At 58.9% G+C, this 21,609-nt stretch carries 22 protein-coding genes and 1 tRNA gene; 15 read left to right on the top strand and 8 right to left on the bottom strand.

The window, feature by feature from the left end:
- Positions 1-20 precede the first annotated feature (20 nt).
- Positions 21-998 (bottom strand): Bug family tripartite tricarboxylate transporter substrate binding protein, encoded by a 978-nt coding sequence (locus JFT91_RS28475; RefSeq protein ID WP_201234557.1) that lies wholly within the window; start codon positions 996-998, stop codon positions 21-23.
- A gap of 66 nt (positions 999-1,064) precedes the next feature.
- Positions 1,065-2,357, bottom strand: a complete 1,293-nt coding sequence (locus JFT91_RS28470; RefSeq protein WP_201227584.1) for an OprD family porin — start codon at positions 2,355-2,357, stop codon at positions 1,065-1,067.
- A gap of 237 nt (positions 2,358-2,594) precedes the next feature.
- Here JFT91_RS28470 and tctD point away from each other — a divergent pair, with 237 nt between their 5' ends.
- Positions 2,595-3,266 carry a two-component system response regulator TctD gene (gene tctD / locus JFT91_RS28465; RefSeq protein WP_201227583.1) on the top strand — a complete coding sequence of 224 codons (672 nt, stop codon included), beginning with the start codon at positions 2,595-2,597 and terminating at the stop codon, positions 3,264-3,266.
- Positions 3,259-4,644 (top strand): two-component system sensor histidine kinase TctE, encoded by a 1,386-nt coding sequence (gene tctE, locus JFT91_RS28460; protein ID WP_201227582.1) that lies wholly within the window; start codon positions 3,259-3,261, stop codon positions 4,642-4,644. The genes tctD and tctE overlap by 8 nt, the downstream gene beginning before the upstream one ends.
- A gap of 108 nt (positions 4,645-4,752) precedes the next feature.
- On the opposite strand, the gene JFT91_RS28455 is transcribed toward tctE, so the two are convergent.
- Both JFT91_RS28455 and ygfZ read right to left on the bottom strand, forming a co-directional pair.
- Positions 4,753-5,574, bottom strand: a complete 822-nt coding sequence (locus JFT91_RS28455; protein ID WP_201148615.1) for an HDOD domain-containing protein — start codon at positions 5,572-5,574, stop codon at positions 4,753-4,755.
- A 35-nt stretch (positions 5,575-5,609) separates the two neighbouring features.
- Positions 5,610-6,551 (bottom strand): CAF17-like 4Fe-4S cluster assembly/insertion protein YgfZ, encoded by a 942-nt coding sequence (gene ygfZ, locus JFT91_RS28450; RefSeq protein ID WP_201234556.1) that lies wholly within the window; start codon positions 6,549-6,551, stop codon positions 5,610-5,612.
- Positions 6,552-6,701: 150 nt separating this feature from the next.
- Between ygfZ and JFT91_RS28445 the strand changes: the two genes are divergently transcribed.
- Entirely contained in the window at positions 6,702-6,956 is a 255-nt protein-coding gene (locus tag JFT91_RS28445) for an FAD assembly factor SdhE (RefSeq protein ID WP_187680159.1), read from the top strand.
- Positions 6,940-7,392, top strand: a complete 453-nt coding sequence (locus JFT91_RS28440) for a protein YgfX (RefSeq protein ID WP_201234555.1) — start codon at positions 6,940-6,942, stop codon at positions 7,390-7,392. The genes JFT91_RS28445 and JFT91_RS28440 overlap by 17 nt, the downstream gene beginning before the upstream one ends.
- Here JFT91_RS28440 and nadB read toward each other — a convergent pair.
- Positions 7,361-8,977, bottom strand: coding sequence for an L-aspartate oxidase (nadB, locus tag JFT91_RS28435; protein ID WP_201227579.1), 1,617 nt, complete (start codon positions 8,975-8,977; stop codon positions 7,361-7,363). The genes JFT91_RS28440 and nadB overlap by 32 nt on opposite strands.
- A gap of 560 nt (positions 8,978-9,537) precedes the next feature.
- Between nadB and rpoE the strand changes: the two genes are divergently transcribed.
- The 4 genes from rpoE to JFT91_RS28415 all read left to right on the top strand — a co-directional run bounded on the left by rpoE (position 9,538) and on the right by JFT91_RS28415 (position 13,351).
- Positions 9,538-10,119, top strand: coding sequence for an RNA polymerase sigma factor RpoE/AlgU (gene rpoE, locus JFT91_RS28430; RefSeq protein ID WP_003172477.1), 582 nt, complete (start codon positions 9,538-9,540; stop codon positions 10,117-10,119).
- Between the two features lie 30 nt (positions 10,120-10,149).
- Complete coding sequence (locus JFT91_RS28425) at positions 10,150-10,737, top strand: sigma-E factor negative regulatory protein (protein ID WP_064388462.1); 588 nt, start codon at positions 10,150-10,152, stop codon at positions 10,735-10,737.
- A gap of 8 nt (positions 10,738-10,745) precedes the next feature.
- Entirely contained in the window at positions 10,746-11,711 is a 966-nt protein-coding gene (locus JFT91_RS28420) for a MucB/RseB family sigma factor regulatory protein (RefSeq protein ID WP_201234554.1), read from the top strand.
- Between the two features lie 209 nt (positions 11,712-11,920).
- Positions 11,921-13,351 (top strand): DegQ family serine endoprotease, encoded by a 1,431-nt coding sequence (locus JFT91_RS28415; protein ID WP_201227577.1) that lies wholly within the window; start codon positions 11,921-11,923, stop codon positions 13,349-13,351.
- A gap of 81 nt (positions 13,352-13,432) precedes the next feature.
- Here JFT91_RS28415 and JFT91_RS28410 read toward each other — a convergent pair whose 3' ends face one another.
- Positions 13,433-14,866, bottom strand: coding sequence for a M48 family metalloprotease (locus tag JFT91_RS28410; protein WP_201227576.1), 1,434 nt, complete (start codon positions 14,864-14,866; stop codon positions 13,433-13,435).
- Between the two features lie 99 nt (positions 14,867-14,965).
- On the opposite strand from JFT91_RS28410, the gene JFT91_RS28405 reads away from it, so the two are divergent.
- Both JFT91_RS28405 and JFT91_RS28400 read left to right on the top strand, forming a co-directional pair.
- Complete coding sequence (locus tag JFT91_RS28405) at positions 14,966-15,205, top strand: sulfurtransferase TusA family protein (protein WP_201234551.1); 240 nt, start codon at positions 14,966-14,968, stop codon at positions 15,203-15,205.
- Between the two features lie 32 nt (positions 15,206-15,237).
- On the top strand, positions 15,238-16,308 hold the full coding sequence (locus JFT91_RS28400; RefSeq protein WP_201148608.1) for an AI-2E family transporter: 1,071 nt from the start codon (positions 15,238-15,240) through the stop codon (positions 16,306-16,308).
- A gap of 145 nt (positions 16,309-16,453) precedes the next feature.
- Here JFT91_RS28400 and JFT91_RS28395 read toward each other — a convergent pair whose 3' ends face one another.
- Entirely contained in the window at positions 16,454-16,927 is a 474-nt protein-coding gene (locus tag JFT91_RS28395; RefSeq protein ID WP_201227575.1) for a peroxiredoxin, read from the bottom strand.
- Positions 16,928-16,937: 10 nt separating this feature from the next.
- On the bottom strand, positions 16,938-17,498 hold the full coding sequence (locus JFT91_RS28390; protein ID WP_201148606.1) for a glycine cleavage system transcriptional repressor: 561 nt from the start codon (positions 17,496-17,498) through the stop codon (positions 16,938-16,940).
- A 339-nt stretch (positions 17,499-17,837) separates the two neighbouring features.
- Here JFT91_RS28390 and dapA point away from each other — a divergent pair, with 339 nt between their 5' ends.
- The 5 genes from dapA (at position 17,838) to JFT91_RS28365 (ending at position 21,532) form a co-directional block, all read left to right on the top strand.
- Positions 17,838-18,716, top strand: coding sequence for a 4-hydroxy-tetrahydrodipicolinate synthase (gene dapA, locus JFT91_RS28385; RefSeq protein ID WP_093438308.1), 879 nt, complete (start codon positions 17,838-17,840; stop codon positions 18,714-18,716).
- A gap of 17 nt (positions 18,717-18,733) precedes the next feature.
- The gene (gene bamC, locus JFT91_RS28380; protein ID WP_201234549.1) at positions 18,734-19,849 is read left to right on the top strand and encodes an NlpB/DapX family lipoprotein; all 1,116 of its coding nucleotides are present in this window, start codon (positions 18,734-18,736) and stop codon (positions 19,847-19,849) included.
- 6 nt (positions 19,850-19,855) lie between these two features.
- Positions 19,856-20,617: an MBL fold metallo-hydrolase gene (locus JFT91_RS28375; protein ID WP_201234548.1), complete on the top strand. Its 762-nt coding sequence runs from the start codon at positions 19,856-19,858 to the stop codon at positions 20,615-20,617.
- A gap of 28 nt (positions 20,618-20,645) precedes the next feature.
- Entirely contained in the window at positions 20,646-21,359 is a 714-nt protein-coding gene (gene purC, locus JFT91_RS28370) for a phosphoribosylaminoimidazolesuccinocarboxamide synthase (protein WP_201234546.1), read from the top strand.
- A gap of 83 nt (positions 21,360-21,442) precedes the next feature.
- Positions 21,443-21,532 (top strand) — tRNA-Ser (locus tag JFT91_RS28365).
- The last annotated feature ends 77 nt before the right edge of the window (positions 21,533-21,609 follow it).

The following is a 21,609-nucleotide window of genomic DNA, read 5'->3' as shown; positions in this document are numbered from 1 at the left end:
CAGCCGCTAGACAGAGACGATCACTGGATCAGGCCGAACTCTTTGGCCAGCACTTTGTAGTCCGCGACCTGCTTCTTCACGTAGGTGTCGAGTTCCGGGCCGGTCATGGCGAACGGGAACAGTTCACGCTGATCGCGCAGCTTGGCGAACTCGTCGGAGGCCAGCAGTTTGTCGAAGGCGTCTTTCCACCAGGCGTAATCTTCGTCGCTGACTTTTGGCCCGAGATAGAAACCGCGCACCACCGGCCAGACGATGTCGTAGCCTTGCTCCTTGGCGGTCGGGATGTCTTTCATTTCCGGCTCGTCGAGACGCTTGTCGGCGAACACCGCGAGCAGACGCATGTCGCCGCTCTGGATGTGCGGCATGGAGTCGGAGATGTCGGTGCTGCCGACCTGAATGTGGCCACCGAGCAGGGCCGTAGCGATCTCGCCGCCACCTTCGAGCGCCACATAGCGCAGGTCACGCGGGTTGATGCCGGCGGCCTTGGCGATCAGTGCGGTTTGCATCCAGTCCTGGCTGCCGACGGTGCCGCCGGAACCGATGACCACGGAGCTAGGATCCTTCTTTAATGCCTGAACGAGATCGTCGAGGGTCTTGTAGGGCGAATCGCTCTTCACCGCGATGGCACCGTAGCTGGTGCTGACTGCTGCCAACCAGCGCACGTTGGTTTCATCGAAACGACCGAACTTGCCCTGCGCCAGGTTCAACAACGAACCGCTCGACCACGCTACCAGCGTGCCGGCATCGGCCGGGCGCTGAGCGACCACCGCGTTGTAGGCCACCGCACCGACACCGCCGGGCATGTAGGTCACGCGCATCGGTTTACTCAGCAGCTTCTCGTTGACCAGCGCGCTTTGCGCCAGTTTGCAGGTCAGGTCAAAACCACCGCCGGGCGAGGCCGGGGCGATGCACTCCGGGCGTTTCGGTTCGGCCATCAACTGTCCGGCAACCAGCATCATGCCGGCAGCTAATGCAACTTTACGCAGTGACAGGTTCATTCGATTCTCCACGGGCATTGTTGTTATTCGACGTGTTGTTCACCAACGGGCATTGACCGTTGGGCATTACCAAAGGGCAACGCTATAGCTCACCAGCAACCGCACTTCATCGGCGTCGCGGGCGGAGTAATTGGAACGGTAAGTGGCATTGCGCAAGCGCACGGCAACGTCCTTCAAGGCGCCGCTTTGTACTACATATTTGATCTCGGTGTTGCGCTCCCACTCTTTGCCTTCTTCACCGTTCTTGAGCTTGATGTTGTCACCGCTCAAGTAGCGGCTCATGAAGCTCAGGCCTGGAATGCCGAGCTTGGCAAAGTCGAAGTCGTAGCGTGCTTGCCAGGAGCGTTCTTCGGCTCCGGCGAAGTCGTTGATCTGCACGAAGTTGACCAGATACGGGTCGCTGCCATCGACATAGGGGAAGGCGCTGTCGCCAGACATGTGTTGATAACCGGCGCTGAACTTGTGGCCGCTCAGTGCATAGCTGACCAGACCGTTGAGTGAGCGGTTGTCGATCTCGCCGCCACGGGCTGCGCCTTGATCGTCACTGACTGCGAAACGCAGGTCGGTGGCGAAAGTGCCGGGGCCCATTGGCCGGGAAGCGACCAGGCCGAAGAAGTGCTGGTTATAGACTTCGTCGAGTTGGGCGAAGTGGTAACTGCCGGTGATCTTGTCGGTGAACTTGTAGTCCACGCCGCCAAAATCGAAGTGCTTGCCGGCAGCGGTGCCGGCAAAACGGCTGTTCTTGTTGTTGAGGGCGATGTCCTCGAAATCGGTGCTGTCGCGATCCTTGGCTTTTTCCAGACGGCCGCCGGTGAAGGTCAGGTTCTTGATTTCTTTGGAGGTCAGCAAGCCGCCTTCAAAGGTCTGCGGGAGGATGCGCCCGTCGTTGGGTTTGAGAATCGGCAGTTCGGGAATCAGGCTGCCGATTTTCAGTTCGGTGGCGGAGATTTTTACTTTGCCGGTCAGGCCGAGCTTTGAGTATTCGTCGGCGGCGCGCCCGTCATCGTGGGTCGGCAACAGGCCGGTGCCGGTGCGGTCCGGGCTCGAGTCGAGTTTGACGCCGAGCATGCCCAATGCATCGACACCGAACCCCACGGTGCCGTCGGTGTAACCCGACTGCAAATTGAGCATGAAGCCCTGGGCCCATTCGTCACGCTTGGATTGCTGGGCGCTGGTGCCATCGCGAAAGTCGCGATTGAAGTACATGTTGCGGGTTTCGAAGGTGGCGCTGCTGTCTTCAATGAAGTCGGCAAAACTCAACGGCGAAAAACCGGCGAGGGCGGCGGCGCTGGCAAGGGCGGTATGGCTGAAACGGGAAGGACGAACAGGCGTAAGAGCCTTGGTCTGCAAGGACGGCATGCGGGGTGTACTCCGTTTATTGTTCTTATTGGTCGAAAACGCTTCGAGGCGTTTTTCGTATCGCTGTGTGGCAGCAGCGACGGCAGTCGGGACTGTCCGTAGGCCGACTCTAACGGGCCAACCTTTCGCTAACCTTTCAGCCGACTTTCACGGTTTTCGGGCTTCACAGCGGCGGTTGCGGCTGTAAACTCCGCGACAAAGAGTGGCGTCGACCACCCCTTAACGAGGTAAAAATCCATGCGTGTTCTGCTCGTCGAAGACCATCTGCAACTGGCCGAAAGTGTCGCTCAGGCGCTCAAGAGCACCGGTCTTACCGTGGACGTGTTGCACGATGGCGTGGCCGCCGACCTGGCGCTGAGCAGCGAGGAATACGCCGTGGCGATTCTCGATGTTGGTCTGCCGCGCATGGACGGTTTCGAGGTGTTGGCGCGGTTGCGCGCGCGCGGAAAAAATCTGCCGGTGCTGATGCTGACCGCGCGCAGTGACGTGAAAGACCGGGTGCACGGCCTCAATCTGGGCGCCGACGACTACCTCGCCAAACCTTTCGAACTGACTGAACTGGAGGCGCGGGTCAAAGCCTTGCTGCGCCGCAGTGTGCTCGGTGGCGAGCGCCAGCAGCGCTGCGGTGTGCTGGCCTATGACCTCGACACCCGACGATTCACGCTCGGTGACGAATTGCTCACGCTGACCTCTCGCGAGCAAGCCGTGCTCGAAGCCCTGATCGCCCGGCCGGGAAGGGTGATGAGCAAGGAGCAACTGGCCGCGCAGGTGTTCGGCCTCGATGAAGAAGCCAGCCCCGACGCTATCGAAATCTACGTGCACCGCTTGCGCAAGAAACTCGATGGCCAACCCGTAGCAATCGTGACCTTCCGTGGCCTCGGTTATCTGCTGGAAAGCCGCGATGCATAAGCCCAGCAGCCTGCGCTGGCGGTTGTTGTGGAACCTCGCGCTGCTGCTGGTGGTGCTGATGCTCGCCAGTGGCTTGAGCGCTTACTGGAATGGCCGCGAAGCCGCCGATACCGCGTATGACCGTACGTTGCTGGCTTCGGCGCGAACGATTGCCGCCGGTTTGTCGCAGCGTGATGGCAGCCTCAGTGCCGATGTGCCTTACGTGGCCCTCGACACCTTCGCTTACGACAGCGCGGGGCGGATTTATTATCAGGTCAATGACATCCACCAGAAGCTGATTTCCGGCTACGAAAACCTGCCCGGCCCACCACCCGGCACCAAGCGCACCGACAGTTACCCGGCGCTGGCGCGTTTCTATAACGCCACTTACAAGGGGCAGAATGTTCGCGTCGTCAGTCTGTTGAAAGCTGTCACAGAGCCCAACATGAATGGCATGGCAGAAATCCGTGTGGCCGAAACCGACGAGGCGCGGGTGAGCATGGCGCGCAGTCTGGCGGCGGATACCTTGCTGCGCTTGGGCATGCTGGCGATTGGTGCGTTGCTGTTGGTGTGGTTTGCGGTCAGCGCAGCATTACGCCCGTTGGAGCGTTTGCGCACGGCGGTGGAGGAGCGTCAGCCCGATGACTTGCGCCCGTTACCGTTAGTGGAAGTGCAGCATGAGTTTGGGCCGCTGGTGCGCAGCCTCAACCATTTCACCGAGCGCCTGCGCGGTCAGTTCGAAAGGCAGGCGCAGTTCATTGCCGATGCGGCGCATGAGCTGCGGACGCCTCTGGCAGCGTTGAAAGCGCGGTTGGAGCTGGGCTTGCGTTCGAGTGAACCGCAAACCTGGCGCACGACCTTGGAATCCTCCGCGCAGAGCACCGATCGCCTGACCCATCTGGCCAATCAATTGCTGTCGCTGGCGCGCGTCGAGAATGGTGCGCGGGCGATTGCCGAGGGCGGCGCGCAGCTGCTTGATCTGAGCCAATTGGCCCGGGAACTGGGCATGGCCATGGCGCCATTGGCGCATAAGCGCGGGGTGGCGTTGGCGCTGGAAGCGGATGAGCCGGTGTGGTTGCGTGGTGAGCCGACATTGCTCAATGAGCTGCTGAGCAATCTGGTCGATAACGCACTGGCGCACACGCCGCCGGGCGGCAATGTGATTTTGCGCGTGACGGCGCCTGCGGTGCTTGAGGTTGAAGACGACGGCCCGGGTATTCCGCTGGAAGAACGCGACCGGGTCTTCGAACGTTTTTACCGGCGTAATCAGCAGGTCGCGGGTTCCGGGTTAGGGCTGGCGATTGTCGGCGAGATTTGCCGGGCGCATCTGGCGCAGATCAGTTTGCACGATGGCCAACAGGCGGGTCTGAAGGTGCGGGTCAGTTTTATTGCCGGATGATTCTGCGGTGCTCTTGCAGGCCTCTTCGCGAGCAGGCTCGCTCCCACTCTGGAATGCATTTTCCTGTGGGAGCGAGCCTGCTCGCGAAGGGCGCGCCTCGGTCTTGGATCAGTAAAACATCGTCCGCGACTCTTCCAGATCCGCGCACAACGCCTTGTTCTCGGGGTCGATACCAAGCTTTCGGAACGCCGGAACACTCAGCGGATCGATGCGAGCAAACGGATGATCGCTGTCCTTGTGGCAATACAGGCTCGCCACTTGCACCAGATCGACGTAGTCGATTTCCGCCGAGTCGCGTTTGAAATCCTGATACAGCCCCGGCAACTCCACCAGCCGTTCGGGAAACTCCCAGACCCGCAGCAGTTTGTCGCCGAGCAGCGGGTGAATGTGATCGATCACGTGGTTCAGGCTGACCGGATCCGACAGCAGTTCGTAGTGATCTTCGGCGTAAGTCAGTATCGGCAACACGCCGATCTGATGCACCAGCCCGCCCAGTGCAGCCTGATCGGGCTTGAGCTGGGTGTAGCGCCGACACAACGCATAGCTGACGCCGGCAATTTCCAGACTCTTGCGCCAGACTTCGCGCATCTTCTGTTCGACCACCTCGGAGCGGGCGTGGAAGATTTGCTCCATCACCAGACCAATCGCCAGATTGCTGCTGTAGTTGACCCCCAGCCGGGTGATGGCAGTGTGCAGGTCGGTGACTTCCTGAGTCGCGCGCAGCAGCGGACTGTTGACCACTTTGATCAGGCGCGCCGACAGCGCCGTGTCACGGCCGATCACTTTGCTCAGGTCGCTGACGCTGATGTCCGGGTCTTCAGCGGCCTTGCGAATTTGCATGGCCACTTCCGGCAACGTGGGCAGAACCAGGTCATCGTTATCGATGGCCTCAACCAAATCCTGTTGGACTTTTTCCGCCAGTTCGCTCATTTAGACTCTCTAGGGTGTTGCAACAAATGCTGCGATCAGCGCTGGATTTCGCGGTCACGATCCAGTTCATACGGCAGGTCGAGCAACTGCAGCGCCGGGCCTTCAAGAGCGCCCAGATGCACATCACCGGCTTCAGCAGCTTCGGCCTGCAACACCGCCAGGAGTTCAATGGTTTGCCCCGCGTTGGCGGCCAGCACCACTTCACCAATGGCGCTGTTGTGGCTGGGTGCAAACAGTTGCGTGCCAGGCTCAGGCAGTTCGGCGGTATTCAGGCTCAAGCGATACAGACGACGCTTGAGTTTGCCCAGGTACTGCATGCGCGCGACGATTTCCTGGCCGGTGTAACAGCCTTTCTTGAAGCTCACGCCACCGACGGCTTGCAGGTTGAGCATTTGCGGGATGAACAGTTCGCGGGTGCTCGGCATGACCTGGCCGATACCGGCGCGGATCTGGCCCAGCAGCCATTGGTTCAGTTCGCCTTCCGGCATGGCTGCCGTCAGTTTGGTTTTGATCGCATCAGCCTGATCGGCTGGCGCCCAGAGTTCGGCGCGATCAGGCGAGACGCGAATCGCGATCAAGCCTTCGTTGCGCACGACACTGTCGGTTTCGGCCGGCAAGTCGAGGCCGAGATTGGACAGGGCGATGTCACCCTGCTGCAGACCGAAGCGTACCCACGCGGCGCTTTCGTCAGTCAGTTTCGATTTGGAGAACACCGCGTATTTTTTCAGGTCTGCCAGTTGCGGCTCCAGCAGGTCACTGGCCATCGCCAGCAACACGCCATCAGCTTCGAGCAGAATGCGAAAACTCGACTGCATCCGGCCTTTTTGCGTGCAACGGGCGCCGAGGCTGGCACGGCTGTCACTGAGGTAGTTGAGATTGCAGGTCAATTGGCCTTGCAGGAATTTTCCGGCATCCGCGCCGCGAACCGCGAGAACGCCTTCATGAGACAGGGTGCAGAAAAAAGCAGAATCGGCCATGGGTCATCGCAGGGTAAATAGACTGGGGCACATCATAAGGGCGCGTTGTTGAAATGGGTAGTTGATAAAGGATCGGTGGTGCCCGACCAAAGCCGACTGTGCGAGCAGCGTCGGGACTGTATACTTGCCGCCAAATTTGAGGAGGGCCCCATGGTCGAACAAGTTGAACTGAATCGCCTCTTTTGGCACAGCCGTCGCGGCATGCTTGAGCTTGACGTGTTGCTGGTGCCTTTTGTGAAAGAGGTTTATGCAGGCCTGAATAAGGTGGATCGCGATTTGTACGTGCGCCTGCTGGAGTGCGAGGATCAGGACATGTTCGGCTGGTTCATGGAGCGCAGCGAGTCCGAAGACCCTGAGCTGCAGCGCATGGTTCGGATGATTCTGGACCGTGTTCAGCCCAAGTAATACCTTCGAATGCCGCTGGCATGCCTCACGGCAGTTGCTGGCGGCGTATCTGTTGGCTCAGGCATTCGCGCTGGGTTCTCTTTTTCTACAGTCGATTCCACTCTGGGCGAGCCTGCTCGGGGCTTTCTGCTGTGTGCTCCACGGTTTTTGGGCGCTGCCACGGCAGATTCTGTTGAGTCATCCCAAGGCCTATCGAGGATTGCGTCGCGATGCCGATGGCTGGCAGCTATGGAATCAGGCTGATGGCTGGCAAGCCGCGCAACTGCGACCGGACAGCCTGGCGCTGCCGCTGATCGTGGTGCTGCGCTTTCGCTTGCGCGGGGAATGGCGAGTCAGGTCGATCTGCGTGCCACGCGATGCGCAGGCGGCGGACTTGCACCGACGCCTGCGAGTGCGGCTCAAGTTCAGCCGACGTAGGTGGGCGGCACCAGAATAGTGTCGAGCGCCTCGGGCAGCAGGCCTGGATAATCAAGCGTGTAATGCAGGCCGCGACTTTCCTTGCGCTCCATGGCTGAACAAATCATCAGCTCGGCGACCTGTGCGAGGTTACGCAACTCGATCAGGTCGCGACTGACTTTATAGTTGCTGTAGAACTCGTCGATTTCGTCCAGCAGCAGACGCACGCGGTGCTGTGCCCTTTGCAAGCGTTTATTGGTGCGCACGATGCCGACGTAGTCCCACATGAACCGCCGCAGTTCGTCCCAGTTGTGTGCAATGATCACGTCTTCGTCGGAGTCGGTAACCTGGCTGGCGTCCCATTCGGGCAGGGCATCCGGTGCGGTCACATTGTCCAGTTGCGCAAGAATGTCCGCCGCCGCCGAGCGTGCATAGACGAAACATTCCAGTAACGAGTTGCTGGCCATGCGGTTGGCGCCATGCAGGCCGGTGAAACTGGTTTCGCCGATGGCGTACAGCCCCGGTACATCGGTGCGGCCATGTTGATCGACCATGACGCCGCCACAGGTGTAATGCGCGGCAGGGACGACCGGGATCGGCTGTTTAGTGATGTCGATGCCGAAACCGAGGCAGCGCTCATAAACAGTGGGGAAGTGCGTCTTGATGAAATCTTCGGGCTTGTGGCTGATGTCGAGGTAGACGCAGTCGACGCCCAAGCGCTTCATTTCATGGTCAATGGCGCGGGCGACGATGTCGCGCGGTGCCAGTTCGGCGCGCTTGTCGAAGCGATACATGAAGCGTTCACCGTTCGGCAGCTTGAGGTGCGCACCTTCGCCACGCAATGCTTCAGTGATCAGGAAACTTTTGGCTTGAGGGTGGTAAAGGCAGGTCGGGTGAAACTGGTTGAATTCCAGATTTGCCACCCGGCAGCCGGAGCGCCAGGCCATGGCGATGCCATCACCGCAGGCGCCATCGGGGTTGCTGGTATAGAGGTAAACCTTGGCGGCGCCGCCCGAAGCCAGAATAACGAAGCGTGCGCCGTAGGTGTCGACCTCGCCAGTGGCGCGATTCAGTACGTAAGCACCGAGACAGCGGTCGCCATCCATGCCCAGACGTCGCTCGGTAATCAGATCGACGGCAACTCGCTGTTCCAGCAACTCAACGTTTGAACGCTCTTTGGCTTGGGCCAGCAGGGTTTTGAAGATAGCCGCACCGGTAGCGTCAGCGGCGTGAATGATGCGCCGATGGCTGTGGCCGCCTTCGCGGGTCAGGTGAAACTCGAATCCGCCGTCTTCAGTGCCGGACTGTTCGTCCCGGGTGAACGGCACACCTTGATCGATCAGCCACTGAATGGCCTCGCGGCTGTGCTCGACGGTAAAACGCACCGCGTCTTCATGGCACAGGCCGCCGCCGGCGTTCAGAGTGTCATCGACGTGAGATTCGACAGTATCGGTGTCGTCGAGCACGGCAGCGACGCCGCCCTGGGCCCAGAAAGTCGAACCGTTGGCGAGATCGCCCTTGCTCAATACGGCAATGCGCAAATGACCCGGCAGGGTCAGCGCAAGACTCAAACCGGCAGCACCGCTGCCAATGACCAGAACATCGTGTTGGAATTGTTGGCTCATTACAGGATTCCGCGCAAAGCGACCCGGGTCGGGGGTGGTGCAGGACCGCTGGATCGGCGAGTCAAGACAGCCACACAGCCCACTAGTATATAGAGGGGTGGGGCGGCACAATAGCCGAGCCCAGATGGCATTGTGAAACTACTGTGACGGGAAAAACCGGGCGCTTCGTCGGAAGATTTTTTCGCCGGTATGGGGAAAAGACGACTGTATCGGCGCTGAAACAGACTTTTTCGACCCAGGGTTGCTCAATGTCGGGTGGCTACGACTATAAATAATTGGAACTTTTGCCAAAGGCCCAAGATCAATAGTCGGTGCCGGAAACAAGGGACAGTGTCGGGCTTCAGTGCGGAATCTGTGGTTGAGGTTCCTGCCGGCGAAACCGATAACAAGATTATTCGCGCAGCCGGTTTATCCCGCGCTGCGTTTTTCGTGCGTGCCAAATCAGAGCTCGCAGGAAACTTGCCTGAAGGGGGAGAACTTTTGCGAAAAGCCCGAGTCTATGTTTGCAAGTCTGGTCGTTTAGTTATGCAAGTCTCCTTCGGGCTTATCGAGGAGTGTTCATGCTAACCCAGGAAGAGGATCAGCAGCTGGTCGAACGCGTTCAGCGTGGCGACAAGCGAGCTTTCGATCTGCTGGTGCTGAAATATCAGCACAAAATTCTCGGGTTGATCGTGCGTTTTGTGCACGACACCCATGAAGCCCAGGACGTGGCTCAGGAAGCCTTTATCAAGGCGTATAGAGCGCTTGGCAACTTTCGCGGCGACAGTGCGTTTTATACGTGGCTGTACCGTATTGCCATTAACACGGCAAAGAATTACCTGGTTTCACGCGGCCGTCGGCCGCCGGATAGTGATGTAAGTTCCGAAGACGCAGAGTTCTACGATGGCGATCACGGCCTCAAGGATCTCGAGTCACCAGAACGTGCACTGCTGCGGGATGAGATCGAAGGCACAGTCCATCGAACCATTCAGCAACTGCCAGAGGATTTGCGTACGGCGTTAACTTTACGTGAATTCGATGGTCTGAGTTACGAGGACATTGCGAGTGTCATGCAATGTCCGGTGGGTACCGTGCGCTCCCGGATTTTCCGCGCTCGGGAGGCCATCGATAAAGCCCTGCAGCCGTTGTTGCAGGAAAACTGAGACAGCGGCGACAGCCAAGAGAGGAACGCCATGAGTCGTGAAGCCCTGCAGGAATCGCTGTCCGCAGTGATGGATAACGAAGCGGACGAACTGGAATTGCGTCGAGTGATTAATGCACTGGACGACGTAGAAACCCGTGAGACCTGGGCTCGTTACCAGATCGCTCGGGCAGCCATGCACAAGGATCTGCTGCTTCCACGTCTGGATATCGCTGCGGCAGTGTCTGCTGCACTGGAAGACGAAACGGCTCCGGCCAAAGTATCTCGCAGCCCATGGCGCAACCTCGGCCGTCTGGCTGTTGCAGCCTCGGTCACTGTTGCCGTTCTGGCCGGTGTGCGTCTGTATAACCAGGACGAGATCGCTGGCGTTGAACTTGCCCAGCAATCGAATCAGCCAACCCTGGCCACTCCACAGGTCAAAGGTCCGGCTGTTCTGGCAGGTTATAGTGAGAGCTCGGAAGCCACTGGCCCTATGGCCAACGGCGTGTTGCAAGGTCAACCAGGCTGGCACGATCAGCGTCTGCCAGGCTACTTGCGCCAACATGCTCAACAGGCTGCATTGAAGGGTACTGAGAGCGCGCTTCCTTATGCGCGTGCAGCAAGCCTGGAAAACCGTTAAGGAGGATCATGCGCGCCATACCTCTACTTTCGCTTCTGCTCAGTGGCTGGTTCATCGTTCCAGCCCACGCCGACGAGGCCCAGGACTGGTTGACCCGTCTGGGCCGGGCCGAGCAGCAGCAAAGCTTTTACGGCACCTTCGTTTACGAGCGTAACGGTAGTTTTTCTACCCATAACATCTGGCATCGCGTCCAGAATGGCCAGGTCCGCGAGCGTTTACTCCAGCTCGACGGTTCGGCTCAGGAAGTCGTGCGCATTGATGGGCATACTCAATGCGTCAGCGGCACCCTGATTGCCGGGCTGGGGGATTCCCCCAACTCTGCCGCTCGTCCGCTCGATCCGCGAAAGTTGAAAAACTGGTATGACCTTGCCGTCATCGGCAAATCGCGCGTGGCCGGGCGAGACGCAGTGATTGTTTCGCTGACGCCTCGTGACCAGCATCGTTATGGTTTTGAGCTGCATCTGGACAAGCAGACCGGCCTCCCATTGAAGTCGTTGCTGTTGAACGACAAAGGGCAATTGCTTGAGCGCTTCCAGTTCACCAGCCTCGATACCGACGATGTTCCATCGGATAAAGACTTGTTGGCAGACGCTGACTGCAAGCCAATCACCCTCGACAGTGACAAGGCGTCGGCTGTGAAGACCGCTCAGGTCTGGCATTCGGAGTGGCTGCCGCCGGGTTTCGAGCTCACCAGCAGCACCTCGCACAAAGACCCGGACACCAAAACTCAGGTGAACAGCCTGATGTACGACGATGGGCTGGCGCGATTCTCGGTGTTCCTTGAGCCTCTAAATGGCGCCACCGTCACCGATACCCGGACTCAACTGGGCCCGACTGTTGCCGTATCCCGTCGCCTGACCACGCCTGAGGGCGAGATGATGGTCACAGTGGTGGGTGAGATCCCAATCGGCACCGCCGAACGAATTGCTCTGTCGATGCGCAATACCGATGGCGCTGCAACCAGCAAGCAGTGAGCTGATTTCAGTGATTACCATTTCTTCGTCGAGACGGAGATGAAATGTTTGCTGAGCATTTTCATTTGCAAATACCCCGAAAGTTTTTTATAGGTCAGAGCCTCACGGCTCTGGCCTTGTTTGTTTTTCCTGGGATAAAAGTCCTGATCAGTGGTACCGGTGACTTTTCTTCCATATCGCTTAAACCTGCTCGTCGTAACGGGAGCTGTATGTCGATACCTAGCTTGAAGTCTTATCTCTCCATTTTCGCCACCGTGCTGCTGCTCGGTCAGGCGATCCCGGCTGCGCAAGCGGCCGATCTGCCTGATTTCACCCAACTGGTTGAACAGGCTTCGCCTGCAGTGGTGAACATCAGTACCACGCAGAAACTGCCGGATCGCAAAGTGAACCAGCAGATGCCTGACCTGGAAGGCCTGCCGCCGATGCTGCGCGAGTTCTTCGAGCGCGGTATGCCACCTCAGCAGCGTTCGCCGGGCGGTGGTCGTCAGCGTGAAGCGCAATCGCTGGGTTCCGGCTTCATCATCTCTCCTGATGGTTACATCCTGACCAACAACCATGTGATTGCCGATGCCGACGAAATCCTCGTCCGCCTGGCCGATCGCAGCGAAATGAAAGCCAAGCTGATCGGCACCGACCCGCGTTCCGACGTGGCGCTGTTGAAAATCGAAGGCAAAGATCTGCCGGTGCTCAAACTCGGCAAATCCCAGGACCTGAAAGCCGGCCAGTGGGTTGTGGCAATCGGTTCGCCATTCGGCTTCGACCACACAGTGACCCAAGGTATCGTCAGCGCCGTCGGCCGCAGTCTGCCCAACGAAAACTATGTGCCATTCATCCAGACCGACGTGCCGATCAACCCGGGCAACTCCGGTGGGCCGCTGTTCAACCTGAACGGTGAAGTGGTCGGGATCAACTCGCAGATCTACACCCGTTCAGGCGGTTTCATGGGCGTGTCGTTCGCCATTCCGATCGATGTGGCAATGGACGTTTCCAACCAACTGAAGAGCGGTGGCAAAGTCAGCCGTGGTTGGTTGGGCGTGGTCATCCAGGAAGTGAACAAGGATCTGGCCGAATCTTTCGGTCTGGAGAAACCGGCCGGTGCGCTGGTTGCACAGATCCAGGATGACGGTCCGGCCGCGAAAGGTGGCCTGCAAGTCGGCGACGTGATCCTGAGCATGAACGGTCAGCCGATCGTCATGTCTGCCGACCTGCCGCATCTGGTGGGCGCTTTGAAGGCAGGGGCGAAAGCCAATCTGGAAGTGATTCGTGAAGGCAAGCGCAAGAACGTCGAGTTGACGGTTGGCGCGATTCCGGATGAAGACAAAGAGTTGGATGCGCTGCCGAAGTCTGGCGCAGAAAGCACCAGTAACCGCCTCGGTGTTGCCGTGGGCGAGCTGACCGCCGAGCAGAAGAAAACCTTCGACCTCAAAGGTGGCGTGGTAATCAAGGAAGTGCAGGACGGTCCTGCTGCGCTGATCGGTCTGCAGCCAGGTGATGTCATCACTCACCTGAACAACCAGGCTATTGGTTCGGCCAAGGAGTTCGCCGAGATCGCCAAAGCGCTGCCGAAGAACCGCTCGGTGTCGATGCGTGTTCTGCGTCAAGGTCGTGCGAGCTTCATCACCTTCAAACTGGCTGAATAAACCAGCGGCAAGGTAAAAAAAGAACCGCCTCGAAAGAGGCGGTTTTTTTATGCATGAAGCTTTAACTGCGCGGGATAAAACTCAGCCCATCATGTCCTTGATCATGCGTTCCTGCTCCATCAGCTCGCGCTGGCGGGCATCGATCCGTGATGACAACGGGAAGTTGTTGCCAGCCTTGCGCTTGGCAAAATCGAGTTGCTGGATAGCCTGTCGGTAATCGCCAACCAGCGCGAAGTACTCGGCGCGCGCCTGATGCAAACCGATGATGTTGCCCGACAGACCACGGGTTTCGGCGACCTGATACCAGACGTCCGGATCATCCGGGCGGGACTTGAGCAAACCTTCCAGCGCTTTCTCGGCATCCGCCGCGCGATTCTGCTTGAGCAGCAGGTCGACACGCACCTGATTCAGCGGATAGTTGCCTGGATACTGCGCGAGCATCCGGTCGACCCGCGACTGTGCATCGGGCAGGCGATTGTTGGTGATGTCCAGGTCGACCTGGGCGAGGTTGTAGATGATTTCGTTCGGTGACGTAGCCAGTAATTGCTTGAGGTTCTCGCGAGCCTCGTTCAACTGACCGCCCTTGATCTGCGCAATCGCCAGACCGTAGCGTGCCACGTCGTTTTTCGGATTTTCATCCAGCTGCGCACGGAAGCGCTTGGCGCCCAGACCTGGCGTTTCTTCATAGATCAACTGCACGCGTGCACGGATTAATTGATAACGCTTGGTGTCTTCGATCCCGCCCGGTTTCGTCTGTTCGGCGCGGTTTCGGGTGTCGGCGATACGCGATTCGGTCACCGGGTGAGTCAGCAGGAATTCGGGTGGTTTGGCGTCAAAACGATACTGGCGCATCAGCCGTTCGAACATGGTCGGCATCGAGCGAGGGTCGTAACCGGCCTTTTCCAGGTTGAGAATGCCGATGCGGTCGGCTTCCTGTTCGTTCTGGCGGGAGAAGGTTCGTTGCGACTGAATCGCCGCCGCCTGCGTGCCGGCGATGGCCGCGATGCCTGCATCGCCGCCGCCCGCCGCCGCAATGACGATACCGGCCAGCAGCGCGGCCATCATCGGCACCTGCATGCGCTGCGAGGCTTCAACGCCGCGAGCGAAGTGGCGTTGCGACAAGTGAGCCAGTTCGTGCGCAAGTACCGAAGCATATTCGCCTTCAGTCTGCGCATTGAGGAACAGGCCACCGTTGACCCCGACCACACCGCCGGGCGCTGCGAAGGCGTTGAGCTGCGGGCTGTTGATCAGGATGAATTCCAGGCGTCGGTCAGTGACCTGGCTGGTCTCCACCAGCTTGTAGACGCTGGATTCGACGTAGTCCTTGAGTTGCGGATCGTTTAGCTGTGAGACCTGGCTGCGCAACATGGCCAGCCAGGCGCGACCGAGCTGATACTCCTGTTGCGGCGAGACAATGGCAGAACTGGCGTCGCCGAGTGACGGCAGATCGTCGGCAAAGCCCGGTGAGGCGAGCAGGCAAGCGAGCGTCAGCAGGGTAGGGCGCAGAAAAGTCATGCACAAAGCCTTAGAAGACAAAGACCTTACTGTAGCCGGACACCGGGCTTGCGACCAGATATTCTAGGTCGCTCGACTGACCGCAACCGGAGTGACGCAATGACCGACGCTTTAGCCCATGACGTGGAACTGGATGCCAGTGGCCTGAATTGCCCATTGCCGTTGCTCAAGGCAAAAATGGAGCTGAACAAGCTCGGCAGTGGCGCGGTGCTCAAGGTAATAGCCACCGACGCGGGCTCGCAACGCGACTTCCGCACCTTTGCCAGATTGGCCGGTCATACGCTGCTGCGCGAAGAAGACGACGCTGGCGTTTACCGTTACTGGTTGAAAAAAGCCTGACCCGACAGCGTAAAAAAACCTAAGGATTATTGATGTTCAAAGTGTTACGCGACTGGATTCAGCGCTATTTCTCTGACGAAGAAGCCGTGGTGCTGGCGGTTCTTCTGTTTCTCGCCTTTACCGCAGTGCTTACCCTCGGCGGCATGCTCGCGCCCGTATTGGCCGGGATGGTGCTGGCGTATCTGATGCAGGGCCTGGTGGTGACGCTTGAGCGCTTGCGTGTGCCGGGCGGCGCGGCGGTAGGGTTAGTGTTTGCACTGTTCATGGGCGTGCTGATGCTGTTCATCGTCGTGGTGCTGCCGCTGCTCTGGCATCAGTTGATCACGTTGTTCAACGAACTGCCGGGCATGCTCGCCAAATGGCAATCGCTGCTGTTGCTGCTGCCGGAGCGCTATCCGCATCTGGTCTCCGATGAGCAAGTGTTGCAAGCCATCGAAGCTGCCCGTGGCGAAATCGGCAAGTTCGGGCAATGGGCGCTGACGTTCTCCCTGTCGAGCCTGCCGCTGCTGGTGAACATCATGATCTATTTGGTACTGGTACCGATCCTGGTGTTCTTCTTCCTCAAGGATCGAGTCATGATCGGTGAGTGGGTGCGCGGTTATTTACCGCGTGAGCGCGCGTTGATCACTCGGGTCGCGCAGGAAATGAACCGGCAGATCGCCAATTACATTCGCGGCAAAGTCATAGAAATCGTGATTTGTGGCGGTGTGACCTACATCGCTTTCGTCGCCCTCGGGCTCAACTATGCGGCGCTGTTGGCGTTGCTGGTCGGTGTTTCGGTGGTGGTGCCGTATGTCGGCGCAGTGGTGGTGACCGTGCCGGTGCTGCTGATTGCGTTGTTCCAGTGGGGCTGGAGCGATCAGTTCATCTATCTGATGGCGGTCTACGGAATCATTCAGACGCTGGATGGCAACGTGCTGGTGCCGTTGCTGTTCTCCGAAGCGGTCAACCTGCACCCGGTGGCAATCATCTGCGCGGTGCTGTTGTTTGGCGGGTTGTGGGGATTTTGGGGCGTGTTCTTCGCGATCCCGCTGGCAACGCTGTTCAAGGCAGTGCTGGATGCCTGGCCGCGCAAGGAGCCTGTGGTGGCGCCGCTTCTATAGCGGTTGATCCAGATTATTTGGTGGGACTCAGGGCTCATTCGCGAGCAGGCTCGCTCCCACATTTGGTCGAGTCGCCAATGCGAACACGGTTCAGTGTGGGAGCGAGCCTGCTCGCGAAGGCGTCAGTAGAAATGACGTAAAAACATCAGGATTTATTCAAATCCTGAGCAGCAGCCAAAACGGCATCAACATGCCCCGGCACTTTCACGCCGCGCCATTCCTGACGCAGCACACCGTCTTTATCGATCAGGAACGTGCTGCGATCAACGCCCAGGTATTCCTTGCCATACAGCTTCTTCAACTTGATCACGTCGAACAGTTGGCAGACAGCTTCGTCCTTGTCGCTGATCAGCTCGAACGGAAACTCTTGCTTGCACTTGAAGTTCTCGTGCGACTTCAGGCTATCGCGAGAGATGCCGAAGATTTCCGTGTTGGCAGCCTTGAACGCTGCGTACTGATCACGAAAGCCCTGGCCTTCAGTGGTGCAGCCCGGGGTGCTGTCCTTCGGGTAGAAGTAGATCACCACTTGCTTGCCCTTCAGGGCTGACAGGCTGATGGTTTGCCCGCTGGTGGCAGGTGCTTCGAAATCCGCAACCGGTTGGTCGATGACAACGGCCATGAAAGCTTCCTTACATTGGGTTCTGTGGGCGCCAAGGTTCGATCAGTGCATCCAGGTTCATCGCATCGGAAAAGTCGAGGAACTGGTCACGCAGCCAGCTGATCTGGGTGCCGGCAGGCAGGGTTACGGTGAACGTGGCGTTAAGCATGGTGCCGCCAGTCTGAGGCGCCTGATACGTGTCGCAAGTCAGGTTTTCCAGTTCGACGTTGTGATCCATGAAGAACTGGCACAGTTCATTGATGATGTCCGGGCGGTACGCCGAGCTGACATAAGCCACGTAGGGCAACGCTTGCGGGCGATTTTCCAGCGGCGCGCTACGCACCACATTGACGGTGAAAGCGTGCTTCTTGGCAAGGCCGGGCAGGCTGCCTTCCAGACGAGCGAGGGCGTCCCAGCTGCCGGAGACCTCAAGGATCAGCGCACTGCACTCGCCGTGGCGAGTCAGGCGGGAGGTAACCACGGCGCAGCGATTTTCATGGCTGGCGCGGCACAGGACGTTAGTCAGCTCCATGGGGTTGGCGCCGAGGGCACTGATGACAAGGAATTGTTCGCGAACTGTGGGGGTGGACATGCAGCATTCCTAAAGCGATGAGCGGTCGGTAGGTTTACGGACGTTGGCCGCCGGGGAGTGCCTGTGTTTGCCCATTCAGGCGGTCCGTCAAAAAGCCCCGGCACGCACTCGCGGCTCGCTCCACTATAGCGGGAGCGCGTCGTAGCGACGCAGGAACGGGGTCTGGGAGGCCGAAAAGGGAGGCTGGAACCCGGCGTACAAGCTGATCTGTACCGATCAAAGTCTGAAGGGTAGCGAAAAGCGGCGCCAAGGGGAATGGCAGCAGCGCAGTACTTCGCTTGTGCAAGCATCTTGGCGCCAGTACCATTACCGCTCTCTTTTTCCGGCAGGAGCGGTTTCATGATTGCGGGCAGTATGGTGGCACTGGTCACTCCCATGGATGCACAAGGGCGTCTGGACTGGGACAGCCTCAGCAAACTCGTGGACTTCCATCTCAAGAACGGCACCCATGCCATTGTCGCGGTCGGTACTACCGGCGAGTCGGCAACTCTTGATGTAGAAGAACACATCGCCGTCATCAAAGCCGTGGTCAAACAGGTTGCCGGGCGCATTCCGGTCATCGCCGGCACTGGCGCCAACTCGACCCGCGAAGCCGTCGAGCTGACCCGCAACGCCAAAGAAGCCGGCGCCGATGCCTGCCTGCTGGTCGTTCCGTACTACAACAAGCCGACTCAGGAAGGCCTGTACCAGCACTTCAAGCACATTGCTGAAGCGGTCGACATTCCACAGATTCTTTATAACGTGCCTGGCCGCACGTCTTGCGACATGCAGGCCGAGACCGTGATTCGCCTGTCCACCGTGCCGAACATCATCGGCATCAAGGAAGCCACCGGCGACCTGAAACGTGCCAAAGCGATCATCGACGGCGTGAGCAAGGACTTCATCGTGCTGTCCGGCGATGATCCGACCGCGGTCGAGCTGATCCTGCTGGGCGGCAAAGGCAACATCTCGGTGACCGCCAACGTCGCTCCGCGCGAAATGGCTGACCTGTGCGAGGCAGCGCTCAAGGGCGACGCCGACACCGCGCGGGCCATCAACGAAAAACTGATGCCACTGCACAAAGACCTGTTCATCGAAGCCAACCCGATTCCGGTCAAGTGGGCTTTGGTTGAAATGGGTCTGATGCACGAAGGCATCCGCCTGCCGCTGACCTGGCTGAGCACACCTTGTCATGAAACGTTGCGCTCGGCCCTGCGCCAGTGCAGCGTCCTGGTTTAATTGAGGAAGTACAACGCATGAAGCGAATGGCCGGACTTTCCGCACTTGCCTTGATTATCTCCAGCACCAGCGGCTGCGGATGGGTCTGGGGGCCGGAAGGTTATTTCCGCGACCGTGGTAGCGATTACCTGCAAGCGCAACAGACTGCACCGATGCAACTGCCACCCGATGTCACCACCTCCAAACGTCTGGATCCGCTGTTGCCGATCCCGCGTAACGTCGCTGACGACACCGCCAAGGGTGAATACATCGTTCCCCGTCCACAGCCGTTGTCGGCCATCGCCGACGCGACCGACTACTCGCTGCAGAAAAGTGGCGATTCGCGTTGGGTAATGGCTCAGCATCCACCGGCCGAAGTCTGGCCAGTGGCGGTGCAGTTCTTCCAGGACAACGGTTTCCGTCTGGATGAACAGCGCCCGCAAACCGGCGAATTCACCACCACCTGGCAGCATTCCGACGAACTGTCCGCAGCCATGGCCAAGCGCCTGAGCGCGGCCGGTATCGCCAGCGACAGCGAAACCCGCGTTCGTGTGCGTATCGAGCCAGGCGTGCAGCGCAACACCAGCGAAATCTACGTGGTCAGCGCCGAGCGTCCTGCCGGCAGCACCGCCGACGTCGCCTTCACCAACCGTTCGGTCAACACTGGCCTGGACGCAGCGCTGGTCGACGACATGCTCGCGAGCATGAGCCGTATCGCCGAGAAGGGCGGTTCGGTGTCGATGCTGGCTTCGCGTGATTTCGATACCCCGAGCCGCGTCAGCCTCAGCGAAGATGGCAGCGGTAACCCGGTGTTGAACGTCGGTACCGATCTGGACCGTGCGTGGTCGAGTGTTGGCCGTGCGCTGGAGCAGGGCGAATGGCGCGTTGAAGACATCAACCGCAGCCTGGGCCTGTACTACATCAACCTGGCCGAAAAAGCCGAGAAGAAAGACGACAAGCCTGGTTTCTTCAGCAGCCTGTTCGGCAGTGCGCCGAGCAAGGAAGAAGTTGAAGCCCGTGCCGAGCGTTATCAGGTTCGCCTGAGCAAGGTTGGCGAGAACATTCAGGTTACCGTCGAGAAGAACATCAACACCGTTGCACCGGCTGAAGTGGCTCGCAAAGTGTTGAGCGTGATTCAGGACAACCTGGGCTGATCAACTATGCGTTTTGCCGTTCTCGGCAGCGGTAGCCAAGGGAACGGCACGCTGATCGCCAGTGCTGATACATATGTGCTGGTGGATTGTGGTTTTTCCCTGCGGGAAACCGAAAAACGCCTGTTGCGCCTGGGTGTGAGCCCGGCGCAACTGAGCGCGATACTCGTAACCCACGAACATGCCGACCACGTGCATGGCGTGGGTTTGCTGTCTCGGCGCTACAATCTGCCCGTCTACCTCAGTCGCGGCACACTGCGCGGGATGCGCAAACCGATTGAACCCGCAGGCTTTCTGGCCGGCGGCGAGCAGCTGCAGATCGGCGCACTGAACATCGGGGTCATTGCCGTGGCCCATGATGCACAGGAACCGACCCAGTACGTTTTCAGTGATCACGAGCAGCGGCGCTTCGGCCTGCTGACCGACCTGGGCTCTTACTGCGAGCGGGTGCTGGACGGTTTTCGGGATCTCGATGCGTTGATGATCGAGTCCAACCATTGTCGCGACATGCTGGCCCGTGGTCATTACCCGTACTTTCTCAAGCAGCGGGTGGGCGGCGAGCTGGGACATTTGAACAACCACCAGGCAGCATTCCTGGTGTCCGAGTTGGGTTGGCAGGGTTTGCAACACCTGGTCCTGGCCCATCTGAGCAGCAAGAACAACATGCCGCAGCTGGCCCGGCAATGTTTTGTCGACACCCTCGGGTGCGACCCGGACTGGCTGCAACTGGCCGATCAAGATTCAGGGCTCGACTGGCGCCACATCGCCTAGCCCACCTACTTAGCAAGCGGAGCCCATCATGGAAAAACGTGAAGAACTCTACCGCGGCAAAGCCAAATCGGTTTACAAGACCGACGACGCTGACCGCTTGATCCTGCTGTTTCGCAACGACACCTCGGCGTTCGACGGCAAGCGCATCGAGCAGCTCGACCGCAAAGGCATGGTCAACAACAAGTTCAACGCCTTCATCATGCAGAAACTCGAAGCGGCCGGCGTTCCGACCCAATTCGACAAACTGCTGGCCGACAACGAAGTCCTGGTGAAGAAGCTCGACATGATCCCGGTCGAGTGCGTCGTGCGTAACTATGCAGCCGGCAGCCTGGTCAAGCGTCTGGGCGTTGAAGAAGGTCTGAAGCTCAACCCTTACACCTTCGAACTGTTCCTCAAGGACGACGCCAAGGGCGACCCGTTCATCAACGAATCCCACGTCGTGGCATTCGGTTGGGGCACCGCCGAGCAGCTGGTTCGCATGAAAGAACTGTCGCTCAAGGTCAACGAAGTACTGACCAAGCTGTTCGACGACGCCGGCCTGCTGCTGGTCGACTTCAAGCTTGAGTTCGGCGTATTCAGCGACGGCTCCATCGTCCTCGGTGACGAGTTCAGCCCGGACGGCTGCCGTCTGTGGGACAAGGACACCATGAAGAAGATGGACAAAGACCGCTTCCGCCAGGGCCTCGGTGACGTCATCGAAGCCTACGAAGAAGTCGCCAATCGTCTGGGCGTACCGCTTTAATCGACGCAAGCATCTGATAGCACGAACAAATTTTCGAAAGAGGGTTTGCTTTCGGTAAAAGTGTTGTTATGATGCGCGCCGTTGGAGAGATGCCAGAGTGGCCGAATGGGACGGATTCGAAATCCGTTGTACCTTCACCGGTACCTAGGGTTCGAATCCCTATCTCTCCGCCATTACATAGAAAAAGCCCCGTAGATGAAAATCTACGGGGCTTTTTCGTTTCTGTTGTCTCATCCTGATAAAAATTTGC

It is taken from the genome of Pseudomonas sp. TH08 (assembly GCF_016651275.1).
Taxonomy (GTDB): domain Bacteria; phylum Pseudomonadota; class Gammaproteobacteria; order Pseudomonadales; family Pseudomonadaceae; genus Aquipseudomonas.
The sequence above is the reverse complement of the archived record's forward strand: the minus strand, read 5'-3'. Positions and strand labels throughout refer to the sequence as shown.